At 43.3% G+C, this 14,909-nt stretch carries 16 protein-coding genes; 13 read left to right on the forward strand and 3 right to left on the reverse strand.

What is annotated here, in order from left to right:
- The first annotated feature begins 44 nt into the window (after nucleotides 1–44).
- Complete coding sequence (locus P8596_RS09075) at nucleotides 45–284, forward strand: hypothetical protein (protein WP_224520366.1); 240 nt, start codon at nucleotides 45–47, stop codon at nucleotides 282–284.
- Nucleotides 285–496: 212 nt separating this feature from the next.
- Nucleotides 497–1,003, forward strand: a complete 507-nt coding sequence (locus P8596_RS09080; RefSeq protein WP_279726656.1) for a DUF3993 domain-containing protein — start codon at nucleotides 497–499, stop codon at nucleotides 1,001–1,003.
- A gap of 66 nt (nucleotides 1,004–1,069) precedes the next feature.
- On the opposite strand, the gene P8596_RS09085 is transcribed toward P8596_RS09080, so the two are convergent.
- Both P8596_RS09085 and P8596_RS09090 read right to left on the reverse strand, forming a co-directional pair.
- Nucleotides 1,070–1,303 carry a glutaredoxin family protein gene (locus tag P8596_RS09085; protein WP_224520364.1) on the reverse strand — a complete coding sequence of 78 codons (234 nt, stop codon included), beginning with the start codon at nucleotides 1,301–1,303 and terminating at the stop codon, nucleotides 1,070–1,072.
- Nucleotides 1,300–2,253, reverse strand: coding sequence for an MBL fold metallo-hydrolase (locus P8596_RS09090; RefSeq protein ID WP_279726658.1), 954 nt, complete (start codon nucleotides 2,251–2,253; stop codon nucleotides 1,300–1,302). The genes P8596_RS09085 and P8596_RS09090 overlap by 4 nt, the downstream gene beginning before the upstream one ends.
- 155 nt (nucleotides 2,254–2,408) lie before the next feature.
- Here P8596_RS09090 and P8596_RS09095 point away from each other — a divergent pair, with 155 nt between their 5' ends.
- Nucleotides 2,409–2,654: a YkuJ family protein gene (locus tag P8596_RS09095; RefSeq protein WP_034756109.1), complete on the forward strand. Its 246-nt coding sequence runs from the start codon at nucleotides 2,409–2,411 to the stop codon at nucleotides 2,652–2,654.
- A gap of 154 nt (nucleotides 2,655–2,808) precedes the next feature.
- The gene (cbpB, locus tag P8596_RS09100; RefSeq protein ID WP_034756107.1) at nucleotides 2,809–3,249 is read left to right on the forward strand and encodes a cyclic-di-AMP-binding protein CbpB; all 441 of its coding nucleotides are present in this window, start codon (nucleotides 2,809–2,811) and stop codon (nucleotides 3,247–3,249) included.
- 131 nt (nucleotides 3,250–3,380) lie between these two features.
- Here the strand turns inward: cbpB and P8596_RS09105 are convergent, their stop codons facing one another.
- Nucleotides 3,381–4,106 carry a sulfite exporter TauE/SafE family protein gene (locus P8596_RS09105; RefSeq protein ID WP_279726660.1) on the reverse strand — a complete coding sequence of 242 codons (726 nt, stop codon included), beginning with the start codon at nucleotides 4,104–4,106 and terminating at the stop codon, nucleotides 3,381–3,383.
- Nucleotides 4,107–4,216: 110 nt separating this feature from the next.
- Here P8596_RS09105 and P8596_RS09110 point away from each other — a divergent pair, with 110 nt between their 5' ends.
- The 9 genes from P8596_RS09110 (at nucleotide 4,217) to P8596_RS09150 (ending at nucleotide 14,907) form a co-directional block, all read left to right on the forward strand.
- Nucleotides 4,217–5,095, forward strand: coding sequence for a transcriptional regulator CcpC (locus P8596_RS09110; protein WP_034756101.1), 879 nt, complete (start codon nucleotides 4,217–4,219; stop codon nucleotides 5,093–5,095).
- Nucleotides 5,096–5,190: 95 nt separating this feature from the next.
- Nucleotides 5,191–5,898, forward strand: coding sequence for a 2,3,4,5-tetrahydropyridine-2,6-dicarboxylate N-acetyltransferase (dapD, locus tag P8596_RS09115; protein WP_034756098.1), 708 nt, complete (start codon nucleotides 5,191–5,193; stop codon nucleotides 5,896–5,898).
- A 114-nt stretch (nucleotides 5,899–6,012) separates the two neighbouring features.
- Nucleotides 6,013–7,131 carry an N-acetyldiaminopimelate deacetylase gene (locus P8596_RS09120; protein ID WP_279726662.1) on the forward strand — a complete coding sequence of 373 codons (1,119 nt, stop codon included), beginning with the start codon at nucleotides 6,013–6,015 and terminating at the stop codon, nucleotides 7,129–7,131.
- 234 nt (nucleotides 7,132–7,365) lie between these two features.
- On the forward strand, nucleotides 7,366–9,765 hold the full coding sequence (locus P8596_RS09125; RefSeq protein WP_279726663.1) for a DUF8725 domain-containing protein: 2,400 nt from the start codon (nucleotides 7,366–7,368) through the stop codon (nucleotides 9,763–9,765).
- Nucleotides 9,762–10,697: an ABC transporter ATP-binding protein gene (locus P8596_RS09130; protein ID WP_279726664.1), complete on the forward strand. Its 936-nt coding sequence runs from the start codon at nucleotides 9,762–9,764 to the stop codon at nucleotides 10,695–10,697. The genes P8596_RS09125 and P8596_RS09130 overlap by 4 nt, the downstream gene beginning before the upstream one ends.
- Nucleotides 10,694–11,545, forward strand: a complete 852-nt coding sequence (locus P8596_RS09135) for an ABC transporter permease (RefSeq protein ID WP_279726666.1) — start codon at nucleotides 10,694–10,696, stop codon at nucleotides 11,543–11,545. Before P8596_RS09130 ends, P8596_RS09135 begins: the two co-directional genes overlap by 4 nt.
- 4 nt (nucleotides 11,546–11,549) lie before the next feature.
- Nucleotides 11,550–13,040: a DUF8809 domain-containing protein gene (locus tag P8596_RS09140; RefSeq protein WP_279726668.1), complete on the forward strand. Its 1,491-nt coding sequence runs from the start codon at nucleotides 11,550–11,552 to the stop codon at nucleotides 13,038–13,040.
- 5 nt (nucleotides 13,041–13,045) lie between these two features.
- A complete protein-coding gene (locus P8596_RS09145; RefSeq protein ID WP_279726670.1) occupies nucleotides 13,046–14,047 on the forward strand; it encodes an AAA family ATPase in 1,002 nt (333 codons plus the stop codon).
- Nucleotides 14,044–14,907: a DUF58 domain-containing protein gene (locus tag P8596_RS09150; RefSeq protein WP_279726671.1), complete on the forward strand. Its 864-nt coding sequence runs from the start codon at nucleotides 14,044–14,046 to the stop codon at nucleotides 14,905–14,907. The genes P8596_RS09145 and P8596_RS09150 overlap by 4 nt, the downstream gene beginning before the upstream one ends.
- The last annotated feature ends 2 nt before the right edge of the window (nucleotides 14,908–14,909 follow it).

Here is a 14,909-nt window from a genome sequence, read left to right on the forward strand (position 1 = left end):
TGGGACAAATTATTCTAAAGGACATTTTGTAAGGAGGGGCTATTTTGAGTATATTTATGATTGTGCTTGCGTTGATTGTTTTGGCGCTTGCTGGTTATTCACTTGTGTATACTTTTAAACTTGCGGGGCAGGAGAAGCGGTTGAAGGGGGACTTTGATACGGACATTCCCGACGTCGTTAAGGAGCACCCGTTCATCCGTAATCCCGTGTTTTTATCCATACTGGTTGGGACCATTCTGATTACGTTATTCATTATCTATTGGTCGATACGTTATTTATCATAATCATTGAAGGATGCTGCATGAACATCATGGGGCATCCTTTTTTGGTTAAATGTTCCACCAAAAATCGTGTTTGAGTGCCACTGACAGGGGGAATTTTACAATCAAACCAAAAAATATGTCAGTCATTGTTGTGATTTAACGACAAAATGGTATCCCATAGACATTTTTCCATTGCTACAATCATTTCATATATAAAAAAGGAGTGAATATATATGGGGAAGAAAAAATTATCGCTATTATTTTTCATTTTAGTTCTTGTAACAGCCGCCTGTGGGCAAGCGGGGCAAATACAGGCATCCGGGTTCACGAAGGACAATGCCTTATCCCTTGTTAAGGAAGCTTTCCAAACTCAAGTATCCTTGAGTGAAAAACCACAATCGAAGAATCAAATCGAGGAGAAACTCTCACAGTATCTTACACATAGTCTTACAGAAGGTTTTATGAGTGAAAACGTATATGAGGTAGATGGTGGGTACATCACATTCGGCTCTGATTTCGCCTCGCACTACGTACCATATTTCCATTATGATGATTCCACAAGGGCACAATACATAGATGGGAAATGGTATGTCTGGGAAGAAAGAACAGAAGATGAGGAGGGGCCGGTTTCCAGCATAAACGGCATCGAAGCCGTGGTGTTGAGTGAAGAAGAAGGAACTTGGAAGGTTTCCTCGATTACGTATGAATTACCGGAATCCGTTCAACCAACACACGATTAGGTTAAGGTGGCCCGGAGATGCTTTGAGGATGAAAGCATCTCCGGGCCACCTTTTTAGTAGAGGGGATTATTTGTTTAAGGCAGCAGACAGGGCTTCAAGGTTGAAGCCTGAAATAACTTCCGAATCAATGGTGACGGTGGGAGTGGAGTAAGACTTCAATTGATTGATAAGATAGTTTCTTGCTTGCTCGTCATTTTTTATATTGACTTCTTTATAGTTCACATGATGTTCTTTCAAGAACATTTTGACCACTTCGCAGGGTGGGCATTCGGGTTGTGAATATAGTATGACTTCCTTCATGATGAACGCTCTCCTTTTTGTTTTATGAAATAATCTACGATTCCCATTGCAGAAACGTTCATATCCAACTCCAACAATGAGAAAATAGGGTTCTTTGGATCGATCCCTTTTTGCACCAATTCCCTTCTTGTCAGGTCAATCAGTGCTGAGGTGATAGTCCTTACATTCTCCTCCATTGTAACATGGGAAGAATACTGTTCCTCACTCTTTTTTAGAAAAAGATCCAACCACTTTTCTACTTCTGAAAGGGCAAAGGATACTTCTTCGCTTACCCCGTAATGGCCAAAATACACCCGTTCGAGATGAAGGCTTCTATACAGGCGAATGGAAGTCTTCATTTTTTCAGGATCAAATTGATTGGGAGAGGTGGAAGGGAAATAAAAACGCTTCGATCCTATGGTGTATTGAATTCCACATGTATCGCCGGTGAACATCCCCTTTGAAGCGGAATCAAAGATACTGAGATGATGTTCTGCATGTCCCGGGGTATGATAGAACGTCAGCGTACACGTATCACTGAGATGGAGCTTTTCTCCATGCTCCATCACCATGATCCTCTCTTCGGGAATCGGTACAATCGGGTCGAATAGTTCATCGAATTTTTCACCATAAACCGCTCTTGCTCCTGCAATCAAACGTGTGGGATCAATGAGATGACGCCGTCCTTTCGGGTGGACGATAATCCTCGCGTTTGGACACTCTTTTAGAAAAAGACCTGCTCCTCCAGCATGATCAAGATGGATATGGGTTAAAATTATGTATTGAATATCTTCAAGATTAATGTTTAACTTAGAGAGACCTTTTTTTAGATGAGGGATTGAAGGACTGGCGGATGTTTCGATTATGGTCAGCGCCTCTTCGTTTATGATATAACTGCCTGTGCGTTCCTTTAAGGATAAATCCATTAGGTCAACTAATGATATACGGGAATCTATACGGTAAATACTCATCGAATCAATCCTTTCAGTGAGAGAAGATAGTAGTCACCTTTCATTATAAAGGAATTTATGCAGAAAAAGGACAAAACATTAGATTTCACAGGATAGAATCTGGTACAATGCAAAAGCTATGACCAAGAATTAGAACAGGAAAGGAGAGAGTGATTATGTCTCAGCTTCTTGGAATTATACAAAGATTAAAATCATTACAAGAACAAGGTGAACAAGGGGAAACTCAACAACGATTTTTTGAATACAATGGTAAGAAAATCTGTGAGGTGAAGTATCTTCCCAAGCAGGATACATTCGAAATTGAAGTCATGAATGAAAAAGGAAACAGCTTTCCTTTTGATAACATAGACATTACAGCCATTGAAATTTTCGAACTTCTACAGGAAGCCCAACAAGATTAAAACAAGCAAAAGGTAACCATACGGTTATCTTTTTTAGTCTTTAAACCGATCGTTTTAACATACATTTTTCTTCCAGTATGTTAAAATGGTAGGTGTCAGTTTCTTTGTCTGTAAGCGTCAAGCAAATTCTTATTGATTGAATGAGGGGTTATACATGATTTCATTGAGTAGCAAGGAGTTATTAGAAACGAATATTAAGGACTTCATTATTCCTTCTGAGAAGGTGGCTCACGTTCAAGTGGGTAATTCCCTGGAACATGCGTTACTATTACTCACAAAGAGCGGTTACTCAGCCATCCCTGTCCTTGATCCAACATTCCGTTTTCAGGGGTTGATCAGTTCCAGTTTAATTACCGATTCAATTCTCGGTCTCGAACGCTTTGAGTTTGAAAAACTTGAAGAGAAAAAGGTAGAGGAAGTCATGACGACAGATTTTCCGATCATCTCTTTACAAGCAGATTTCAAGAAGGCTTTGGAATTATTAGTCGACCACCCATTCTTATGCGTGGTTTCCGACGATGGCTATTTTGAAGGGATCATGACAAGAAGAGTTGTATTAAAGCAACTTCAACGACAGCTGTTTAAAAGGGATTAAACCCCTTAAGGCAGTTACATACAGGAAAAATGGTAGAGGATGGCACACTTGTCATCCTCTTTATTCTTTCATTAAGTAAGATAAAAGAATTATGGATCGCTTCACTTTTTTTAGCCGTTCCATGGACCTTCTTAAAAGAACAGATTCTTGCCGAGCTGCAGGATCAGAATGAATGTCAAAATGTTTAATAGTATCTTGAGATGTTTCATAGAAAGCCTTGATGCCAGTCTTACTGCCAACTGAGCACCTATTAGGGCCCCAAAGGCAAATGGAACGGCTGCACCCCATTCGACGTGACCATTTTGAAAATAGACTGTGAATGCCCCTAAACAACTGACAAAAGTTTGAAAACGGGTAAGGGCCACTGATTTTATATAAGACAGTCCATGAAATAAATGTGTGTACATGAGCATCGTAGCCTGCCCTGGTCCGAACAATCCGTCGTACGTACTGATGAAATAAAGAAACCCGTAGACCCTGTAATGTTTCCTTGTCCTTTCTTTTGGCTGGAATCCCTTCAGCAGGCTTAATGCCAGGGCAAAGAGAAGGAAGAAGAAAGCCATCCATTCAAGGAGGGAAGGGGATATTTTATCCGATAGAAAGGCTCCTGACAGCCCCCCGGCGAGTGCTATGGGAAGGATGGGCAAAGATTCCTTCCATGTGATTTTCCGGTCCCGCACCAGGTAAATGAAACTCGAAAATGAACTGATGATATTCGAAAATTTAGCCGTTGCAATCGCGGTATGAATCGGTAACCCCAAAAGGAGCATGACGGGCATACCGATCAGACCGCCGCTTCCGGCAAGCGTTCCGATAAGAGCTACAATCAAACCAGTGAAAAACAATATCACTTCCATTCGTACCACACCTCTTTTCTATCTACTCTCAGTGTATTCGACTTCAGCTAATAATGAAATTTTATAAAAGTTAAGATATAATATAAGAAAAACTTATGTAGGTGAACACAATGGCATTTTCGGAATATCAGCTGCTCCATGTACTTGCCCAGGAAATGAATATGAGGAAAGCTGCTGAACGGTTATTTGTATCTCAGCCTGCATTGTCCCAGAGACTGCAGACGATTGAGAAGGAATGGGGGACGAAATTATTTATCCGATCCCAAAAAGGCCTTTCACTGACACCGGCCGGAGAACTTGTCGTGAATCTTGCAGATGAGATGCTGCAGAAGGAAGAGAGTGTGAGGGAACGTATTCAGGCCCTTGAGTCTGAAGTGCACGGAACGTTGAAGATCGCCTGTGCCTCGATTGTAGGGCAAAATTGGCTTCCGAAGGTTCTTAAGCGTTTTGTGGAGACCTATCCACATGCCAAGATTTCTTTGATGACCGGATGGAGCAGTGAAATTCTTAAAGCCATTTATGAAGACGAAGTGCATATCGGGATCATCCGGGGCACTCCGGACTGGAAAGGGCCGAAACACCATTTATTTCAGGATACACTGTACTTGGTCGATAGAGAGATCCAGTCCATCGATGAAGTCATGAAAACGGATCGTCCCTTTATCCAGTTTAAAAGTGATTCGAATTATTATCAGGAAATTCAAGATTGGTGGCATCGTCAATTCCAGACCACACCGAAGCGGACGATCGTGGTGGACCAAATTGAAACATGTAAGCAGATGACTCTAAACGGGATCGGCTACGCCATACTGCCAGCCATCACGTTGGACGGCATGGAAGAAAATATTTATAAAATCCCCCTCATCGATGAGCACGATTCACTCATCCACCGTGATACTTGGTTACTTGGTTACGAGTCTGCCTTCCAATTACGACAGGTGGAAGCATTTCTCGAAGTTGTAAACGGATTCATCCATGAAAACTCATAGGATTCAACAATATGGGTTGTCTTCCACCCTTTAATCTGATAAAGTAATTCAAGAAACGAATTCTGAATTTATACATAATTACGGAGGGAATTTTCATGAACATGATGGATGCAAACGAAATTATTTCTTTTATTCAAAATAGTACTAAATCGACTCCAGTAAAGGTTTATGTGAAAGGTGATCTGGATGGGATCAACTTCGGTTCTGCCCAAACGTTCCTTCAAGGGACATCAGGGGTTGTTTTCGGAGAGTGGAGTGAGCTTTCTACTATTCTTGAAGAGAATAAAGATAAAATTGAAGACTATGTAGTGGAAAATGATCGCCGAAATTCTGCGATTCCTCTTCTGGACCTTAAAGGCGTAAAAGCCCGTATCGAACCGGGTGCCGTTATTCGCGACCAGGTCGAAATCGGTGACAATGCTGTCATCATGATGGGGGCCATGATCAATATTGGTTCTGTAGTAGGAGCAGGAACCATGATTGATATGAATGTTGTACTCGGTGGACGTGCAACGGTAGGTAAGAATTGTCATATCGGAGCAGGTGCTGTGCTTGCAGGAGTCATTGAACCGCCATCTGCTAAGCCCGTGGTTATTGAAGACGATGTCGTCATTGGTGCCAATGCCGTGGTCCTCGAAGGTGTAACGGTCGGTAAAGGGGCTGTTGTGGCAGCCGGAGCGATTGTCGTGGACGATGTTGCTCCATACACGGTTGTTGCCGGTACCCCTGCGAAGAAGTTGAAAGATATCGATGACAAAACAAAATCAAAGACAGAAATCAAACAAGAATTACGTCAACTGTAATCCATTCGATCATAGAAGATAGAAGAAAGAACGGACGGTCATCGTCTGTTCTTTTCTTGTAGATTCCAGTTTTCACAATCCATCATTCTAGTTTTCCCTTAAAGGAGGATACCCATGTCGACAGTAGACTTTAAGGCAATCAGGAGAGATCTTCATCAAATTCCTGAACTTGGGTTTCAAGAGTTTAAAACGCAAGCATACTTACTGAATTATATGAGCACACTCCCTGCAAACCGATTAGAGATCAAGACTTGGAAAACGGGCCTTTTTGTTAAGGTTCACGGTACCAGGCCATCGAGGATGATCGGGTACCGTGGGGATATTGACGGACTGCCGATCCAGGAGGAAACGGAGCTTGAATTCCCTTCTTCACATGAAGGGAAGATGCATGCCTGTGGACATGATTTTCACATGACGATCGAGTTGGGGATCCTCACCTATTTTGTTCACCACCCAATCGAAGATGACCTTCTCTTCATTTTTCAGCCGGCAGAGGAAGGGCCGGGTGGCGCAGAGCCGATGCTCCAAAGTGAAATCATGAAGGAATGGAAGCCGGATTGTATATTTGCCCTGCACATTGCCCCGGAATACGAAGTGGGGACGGTTGCCGTAAAAGAGGGGCTGCTGTTTGCCAATACGTCTGAACTATTCATAGACTTTAAAGGGAAGGGTGGACATGCCGCCTACCCGCATCATACAAAGGATATGATTGTCGCGGCTTCCTCCTTTGTCACCCAAATGCAGTCGATCGTCTCAAGGAACGTTGATCCCCTGGACAGTGCGGTCATCACAGTCGGAAAAATGGAAAGTGGTACGGTCCAGAATATCATTGCAGAAACGGCACGATTGGAAGGGACCATCCGTACCCTCTCACTACAGTCGATGCAGAGTGTGAAAAAGCGGCTGGAAGCATTGATCGAAGGAATGAGAATCAGTTATGACTGTGAAATCGAAGTAAGTTATGGCAGCATGTACCGGCAGGTCTTTAATGATTCCAAGTGGACAAATCACTTTATGTCTTTCCTGCGTGAAACCAACCGGGACCTTGTTATCTGCAAAGAAGCGATGACCGGGGAAGACTTCGGTTATATGCTTGAGGAAATACCCGGCTTTATGTTCTGGCTCGGTGTCGACTCCCCATACGGCCTCCATCATTCTAAATTAAACCCGAACGAAGATGCCATTGACTTTGCCATCACTCTTCTAACGGATTATATTGGTTCATTAAAATAATCTCTCTTAATCACGGGACGTATCCAGGATACGTTCCGTGATTTTTTTTGCTTTTGACCGGCATAAAGAAAATACTTTTCATTCATTTCAAAAACAGTCTTGCGAATATGTGAAAATAGTGTAAAATTACACTTGTAGAAGTTGGGTAATTAAGGAAAAAATAAAAAAGAAACTTTTTCCTTTTACATTTCGTTTATGTTTTAGAGAGAAAGAGAAAAAGGAAGGGGAATGCATGTGAATAGGTGGGGGAAAGTATTATTCGTTGTGTGCTTAGGAATACTGATGTTCCTGTTCATAGAGGACACAACACTGGCAAAAGGACAAATAAAAATTTCAGTAGAAGAAGGAATTGCCGGAAAAGTAAAGGAGGGCAGGGGATTTCCTCTTAAAGTCACAGTAGAAAATACAGGTTCCGATTTTAAAGGAGACCTTTTGTTTGATTATGCGCCATCCTATCAAACAGGGGGAGCGAGGGCATTATCCATTGATGTTCCTGCCAACTCCGAACGTACATACTCATTTTCCATTCCAGGTTTCAATGATGAAATCAGACATAATTCAAATCTTCAAACCATCCATTTGTTCGAGGGCTCATGGGAAAATGGGAAAGAAGTGACATTCAAGGGGGATAAACGCTTAACACCTAATTTCATTTATACCAATAATACAACCATTGGATTATTAAGTGAGAACCCTGATCGATTGAAAGGGATCAAGGGCTCGACCATGGGAGGGAACAGGGTAGAGGCGTTGACACTTTCAAAGGATACATTTCCTGAGGAACAGGGCGGTCTTCAGATGTTTGATTATATCGTCTTAGACGAATTCAACGTAACGGGACTCAGTCAGGAACAACAGGGGGTTCTGAAGAGCTGGGTTGAAAATGGAGGGGTCCTATTTATCGGTGCTGCCCCTCATCTGGCAGATACACTTGGGTCAGTAGCTGACATGGCTCCACTTTCACAACAGAAAGAAACGACACTTTCCGATACGTCATCCTTTAATGTAAAGAAGAATATCAAGGCTTCATTCAGCTCCTTATCCGTCTTTGAGGGTGAGGTGAAGCAAGAAGCGGAAGTAGTGGCCGAACAAGGGGGGATCCCAATAGTTGCTAAGAGCGCAAGAGGTCTTGGGGAAGTGTGGCAAACGTCTTTTTCATTGGGTGATCCTGTTTTGAACGACTGGGAAGACTATGATGAGTGGTTTGCAAACATGCTTTCTAAAACAGAGCCCTATTTCTTATTGGGCCAGAACAATGGTGACCAAAGTTTTCTTGAGAGAATTTATTATGAAGTGGCAGATAGTAACGAACTCTTCCCATCGACAAATTTTAAAGTAAGCACATTAGTTATCATCCTGATAATATACTTGGTCATTATCGTGCCGCTCCTTTATTTCTTATTAAGGAAAATGGATAAACGTGAACAGGCATGGTGGATCATCCCTGCCATATCGATCCTTGTCTCGTCGGGAATATTTATTACAGGAGCTAAAGACAGAATTTCAAAGCCTCATTTGAATCAAATGAACATCTTGAAAGTGGAGGATGATGGGAGTGTCCATGGGATTTCAGCCTTCACAGCCCTTTCCAACACAGGGGGGGACTACGACTTTGTTTCAGACAGGAATCATCTGGAGCTTACACCGGCAAGGATGAGAAATAATCCGGGTGGAGGCAATCAGTATAAATTCGCCGTTGAAGAACTGAACAAAGATCAAAGAACGATCACGTTCAGGGATGTCGAGTACTGGTCGACGAGAACCGTTTTGGGCACCGGTGAAAAAGAGGATCTGGGGAAATTCATCCCGGAATTAAATATGAAGGATAAGACGATTTCGGGTACGATTCAAAATGATTTCCCTTACGATTTCACCGATGTATATATTTGGTCCGGATCCCGGATTTACCGGTTGGGTGAAGTGAAGGCAGGGGAAACACTTAGTGTCGATAAGAAGCTTTCGACCGACTATCTATCATCGCCGATCGGTAATCCCAATATGGCGGCACCGTTCCCGAATCAACAAAGCATGAAACAGCAAAAGAAGGAACGCTTGGAAAACTTCGCATCACAAATGATTTCTTCCGATAATGAAACGAATTCACCCGTCATTTTTGGATATACGGAAGCTGAGATATTCGATATGAGCATTAAAAATAAAAAATCAAAATCGGATAATTTCTCGTTGCTTTATCAGCATTTTCCTTCTTTAGGCACTTATAAGGGAGCCTTTACTCTTCGGAGTGAACAGCTTGACCCAGATGTCAAGCCTGTAGATGGGCAAATCATCGAGCATTATTCCCATAATGGTGCAGATGAAATGGGGCTTGAAGATGGAACGTATGAAATGACCATTCAACTTCCTAAACAAATCGATTTATCAAAGGTCTCTCTTCATTCTTTAAATATGACGCTTCATACGGGAGGGGTCCTAAAGTTCTCACTTGTAGAGCCCTATACCGGCGAAAAGTTTCCTCTTGAAGAGACATCTGCAGGAGCGATAGAAGTGAATGAGAATATGAACAACTATTTGAATGGCAATGGGGAAATCGTTTTTGAGTTTGAAAAGCGCTCTCAAGGGGATCCTTTCGTTCGTCTTCCTGCCATTGTATTGAAAGGGGAGGTACAACCATGATCGAAATCCACAACTTATCGAAACGTTATGGGTCATTTCTGGCCCTGGACGACCTGAATTTATCCATTGATAAAGGGACCGTATTTGGGTTTGTCGGTCAGAACGGAGCAGGCAAGTCCACGACATTTTCCATACTGGCCACTCTTTTGGCTCCTACGACCGGAACGGCCACAGTGAATGGATTCAATATTAGTAAAGAGCCTAAATTGGTCCGGAGACAAATTGGATATATGCCCGACTTCTTCGGTGTGTATGATCAATTGAAAGCGGAAGAGTATCTTGATTTCTATGGTGCAAGCTATAAAATCCCGGCTGATCAGAGAAAAAAGCTCATCCCTCAGCTGTTGGAATTGGTGAATCTTACACATAAGAAAGATTCCTATGTGGACCTGTTGTCGAGGGGGATGAAGCAGCGACTGTGTTTAGCCAGGTGCCTCATTCATGATCCGGAGGTTCTCATACTCGATGAACCGGCTTCGGGACTGGATCCGAGGGCAAGAATCGAGATGAGGGAAATATTGAAGGAATTGAAGAAAATGGGTAAAACGATCTTGATCTCGTCCCATATCCTTCCTGAGCTCGCAGAAATGTGTGACGAAATCGGGGTCATCGATAATGGAAGGCTTGTGGCCCAAGGTTCTGTTGCAGATATCCAATTTCAACTTCAGGCAGATAAGTTGATCGTAGTGAAGGTGAGGGGATTAGTAGAAAGTGCCGTTGCATTTTTTGAAGATGATCCGTTTGTGTCGAAGATCGAAGTGAATGAAGAGGACAAAACTCTTCAATTTCTCTATAAAGGGGATGAGACCGGACAAACAGAATTACTCAAAAAAGCCATTCTGAATGACATTCCCATCTTGAGTTTCAGAGAAACAGAGACGAACCTCGAGGATGTCTTTATGGAAATCACGAAAGGAGTGACCCTTTCATGAAACAATTACTCATCAATCCCATGCTGCATAAAGAATTCAAGCTTCGATTCCGTTCATTTAAAGCGTTCATCGGAATGTTATGCTACTTGCTTGCCGTAGGGATCGTGGTGATCGGCTTCATTTATATGCAAACCAGGTTTTCCAATACGGGCTATTTTCGCCCGGAAGAGAGCAGGGTAATGTTTATGATTCTCTCATTCTTGCAGCTTGCTCTCGTACTATTCATCACCCCGGGTTTAACGGGAGGCGTGATCAGCGGTGAAAGAGAGAAACAGACGTTAAGCATGCTGCTGACGACAGAACAAAGCTCCATGAGCATCATCCTGAGCAAGCTCGTTTCATCCGTTTCTTATTTGTTATTACTTGTGATATCAAGCTTGCCATTATACAGCTTTGTTTTCTTATTCGGAGGCGTATCTCCTTCCGATTTACTCACTGTGTTTGGATACAGTTTGTTTCTCGTCTTTACATTTGGTTCGATCGGCGTGTTTTATTCAACGGTCATAAGGAAAACGATTGTGTCCATGGTAACGACCTATGCGACGGTTCTATTTCTGGTCGGGGGGACGTTGTTTCTCTTCATGCTTTCCATGGCAATCGGTAACGGACCTTATCAGAATCAGACCACTCCGGTTCCGTATCTCATTGCCATGTTCAATCCTGCGATTGTCATCATGGGGCATTTTGAACCGATGGCGATTGATGAAATTTATTCACGCAGCGGGATCACGTTCCCGCTCTGGATCTCATTCCTGATGATCTATTCAATCCTTGCCGTGATTTCCCTGTCTCTAAGCATTATGAAGCTGAGACCGAGCATGAAGGTGAAAAGCACAAATAAAGGGTGAGAATATGGACGCGAATTTTCTTCAATTACTGAACCAATTAAGAAAAAAGCTCTTGATCAGGCAAATTTGGTATGTCTTCCAGCTCCTGCTAGTTTTCGCAGGGGCATTTGCCCTGTGCTTGATCACTTTGGCATCAGTCATCATCATCCCCTATTGGGATAGAATGCTTTGGATCGGTATCATTTTCATTGTCGTTTCCGGAGTGGTGATATCTTTTCCCAGAAGGGTGACCATGAAGGAAAGTGCCCTGTTTTATGATCGATTCGTTGAGGATGATCGGGTCACAGCCGCTTATAGCAGTCTTCACAATGGTCATGTATTATCCCCGCTGATCATCCGGGACGCACTGGTCAAGATGAGAGAAACCCCTCCAGATATGAACATGTACCGCAGAAGAATCATCCAGCCAAGGTTGATGATTTCCACCATGCTCCTTGTTTTCTTATCCCTGCTGATTTTCACTCAACGGGATGCCACATTTCAAGAAGCGAAACGAATGGAGAAGGAAAAGGAGATCATTGCCCAATCAAACAGCAGAATAACCAAACAGGCAAATAAGAAAGAGAATGCCTCTATCAAAGAAAGGCTGTTAAAAGAAAACGAACAGCTTAAAAAAAAGAAGGCAGCGACAGAACGTTATGAAGAAATAAACAAAAAAGTCAAAGAACTGACCCTTCAAAAGAAAACGATGGAAAAACAGAAGGCTAAGCTGCAGGAAGTGAAGAAAGAGTTGAATGGATTGGATTTCCCCGATTTAAAAGCAGCCATTCAAGAGACCGACAGTGATAAACTTCAGCAAAAGGTTAATCAACTATCAGAGGAACAGAAAAGTCAGTTGCTTGAGGTGATGGAAAAGCAGGGGATTGCCTCCTTAGAAGAATTGGCGAATGTATTGAAGGAATCGGAGGGGTCCAACCAACTAAATGAAATAGCCAACCTTCAGGAAGAGATGCAGAAGGAAGCCGACCTTTTAGGTAAAGCAATCGGGAAGAGCAGGACAACTGATCAAGGACAGGCAGCTCAAAAAACGCCATCCAAACAGAAGGGAGAGGCGGCTTCATCCACACAACCCAACAGCCGTTCTGAAGCAAATAAAAATAATGCTTCTTCTACTAAAGGGAGCGTGGCTACAAGCTCTTCCGGACAAAATGGCCAGGGAGCAGGAACGGGTTCAGGTACCGGGAAAGGCAGCAGCGGCAAAGGAAACGGGACCGGGGCAGGCTTTGGACAAGGGGACAGGGAATGGCTTTCCGTTCCTGAAAAAACAGGCGGGGAAAGTCGTATAGAACTTGATGCGGGAAAATTGGGTGATGGGAAGAAGGGAGATCAGTTCCAGGCCAATGGGCCGGTTCAAAAAGGGTCTCTGAGGCCATATGAAGAAGTGTATCAACAGTACTATTCCTCGTATCGGAGCGGAACAGATCGAGCCACCATCCCTAAAGATCTAGAGCATATCATCGAATCGTATTTTAGTGAGATTGATCCAGGAGAGTGAAAAGGATGAACATAGAAGAAAAGGAGCAACAGTTTAAGGAAGCATCAAAGAAGATAGAGGAAGTAAAAGAAGAGGTTCAGAGATTCATTGTAGGACAAGGGGATATTGTAGAAGCGGTGCTTTGGACCATCCTGGCGGGAGGACATACTCTCCTTGAAGGACTGCCGGGGGTAGGGAAAACCATGCTCGTAAGGTCTCTTTCCGATGTGATGGATCTCAGTTTCTCCCGCATACAATTCACCCCCGACCTGATGCCTACGGATATAACAGGCACCATGGTCATGAAACAAGCCCGTGATGATGACCATCCTTTTACCTTTCATGAAGGTCCATTGTTCCATCACCTGGTATTGGCCGATGAGATTAATCGTTCAACGCCCAAAACCCAAAGTGCCTTACTCGAGGCCATGGCCGAGCATACGGTGACCGTGGTCGGGGAAACGATGACGTTAGAGAAGCCCTTTTTTGTCCTGGCAACTCAGAATCCCATCGACCTTGAAGGGACCTACCCTCTACCCGAAGCACAGGTCGACCGTTTTATGAGTAAAGTACTCGTTTCCTATCCTTCTAAACAAGAATTGAAACAAATCATTAAGAGAACAACGGGAACCGAGGAAGTCTTTCTTGAGAAAAAGCTAAGTCAACGGGAGCTCCTGACGATTCAGGCCCTTGTGAAAGAAATTGTCGTAACAGATGAAATGATTGATTTCGCCATCGACCTCATTGACGCCACGCATCCGGCCTGCGAGAAAACAACCGGAGGAATCAAACAATATGTCGAGTATGGGAGTGGACCCAGAGGGCTGCAGAACGTCATATTAATGGCAAAGGCCCGAGCGTTGACACAAGGCAGATACCATGTGTCAACAGGAGACATCAAAAAGGTGGCCCCTCTCGTTCTGAGACACCGGATCATCCTCAATTTCGAAGGTGAAGCCACGAATGTGCATACCGATGACCTTATACGGGAATTAATTGATTTTGTTCAAAAGGGTGATCATCTATGAACTTTCACAGCCAGTTTTTAGCTCAGCTCAAAAGGCACAGGATCAACGGTGCCAGCTTGATGATGGGTCACCATAAAGGCTCCCGCCTGGCAAACTACCAGGGCAGTTCCCTTGAATTTTCCGATTATCAACTCTACGAACTTGGTGACGATGTCAGGCAAATCGATTGGAATGTGTATGCCAGGACTGAAAAAGTCTATATTAAGAGGTATTTGGATGAGAGGGAATGTAAGATTCACATTTATCTTGATTGCACCAACTCCATGGTAACAGAAGATAGAAAATGGAAGAGAGCAAAAGAATTGGCAGGAGCACTTTCCTTCCTCGCCCTGTCAAATGACGACCGACTCACCCTGCATTGTGTAGGGGCCCGAAAGACTTTCATGAAGAAAGGGCCCCGGGACGCAAAAAGCATTCTCTTTGATATTGGACAGCTTTCACCTGAAAGTCTCGGAGTCCCCTCGTTTTATGGGGAAATGATAAAAGGCGTCAGGAACAATCGCTCGATTTCCTTTATCATCTCGGACGGTATGGAACCTATTTCTAGGATTGAGGATGCCCTTAGAAGGCTGTCTATAAAAAGGGAAATGACCTATTTCATTCAACTGTTGCACGAGGACGAGCTTTCGCCATCTTATGAGGGTGATGTGAAATTGATTGATAGTGAAAAGCATCAGGAAGTGAATGTAACATTGAACCGCAATGAAGTGGATCAATATCAGAAGCGTTTAGTGGAACACAACACAATGATTGAGTCATTGTGCAAGAAGTGGGGATTCGGCTATAACCGGACAAACTGTCTGACCCCATTGAACACAGTATTCTTTAAGGATTTCAAAGAAAATGGATGGATTCGATGAGG

Origin of the sequence: Rossellomorea sp. DA94 (assembly GCF_029834455.1) — a bacterium.
Classification (GTDB): domain Bacteria; phylum Bacillota; class Bacilli; order Bacillales; family Bacillaceae_B; genus Rossellomorea; species Rossellomorea vietnamensis.

Coding starts and splice junctions, on each gene's coding strand:
- P8596_RS09080 (WP_279726656.1), top strand. CDS start 497: ATGGGGAAGAAAAAATTATCGCTATTATTTTTCATTTTAGTTCTTGTA.
- P8596_RS09085 (WP_224520364.1), bottom strand. CDS start 1,303: ATGAAGGAAGTCATACTATATTCACAACCCGAATGCCCACCCTGCGAA.
- P8596_RS09090 (WP_279726658.1), bottom strand. CDS start 2,253: ATGAGTATTTACCGTATAGATTCCCGTATATCATTAGTTGACCTAATG.
- P8596_RS09095 (WP_034756109.1), top strand. CDS start 2,409: ATGTCTCAGCTTCTTGGAATTATACAAAGATTAAAATCATTACAAGAA.
- cbpB (WP_034756107.1), top strand. CDS start 2,809: ATGATTTCATTGAGTAGCAAGGAGTTATTAGAAACGAATATTAAGGAC.
- P8596_RS09105 (WP_279726660.1), bottom strand. CDS start 4,106: ATGGAAGTGATATTGTTTTTCACTGGTTTGATTGTAGCTCTTATCGGA.
- P8596_RS09110 (WP_034756101.1), top strand. CDS start 4,217: ATGGCATTTTCGGAATATCAGCTGCTCCATGTACTTGCCCAGGAAATG.
- dapD (WP_034756098.1), top strand. CDS start 5,191: ATGAACATGATGGATGCAAACGAAATTATTTCTTTTATTCAAAATAGT.
- P8596_RS09120 (WP_279726662.1), top strand. CDS start 6,013: ATGTCGACAGTAGACTTTAAGGCAATCAGGAGAGATCTTCATCAAATT.
- P8596_RS09130 (WP_279726664.1), top strand. CDS start 9,762: ATGATCGAAATCCACAACTTATCGAAACGTTATGGGTCATTTCTGGCC.
- P8596_RS09135 (WP_279726666.1), top strand. CDS start 10,694: ATGAAACAATTACTCATCAATCCCATGCTGCATAAAGAATTCAAGCTT.
- P8596_RS09140 (WP_279726668.1), top strand. CDS start 11,550: ATGGACGCGAATTTTCTTCAATTACTGAACCAATTAAGAAAAAAGCTC.
- P8596_RS09145 (WP_279726670.1), top strand. CDS start 13,046: ATGAACATAGAAGAAAAGGAGCAACAGTTTAAGGAAGCATCAAAGAAG.
- P8596_RS09150 (WP_279726671.1), top strand. CDS start 14,044: ATGAACTTTCACAGCCAGTTTTTAGCTCAGCTCAAAAGGCACAGGATC.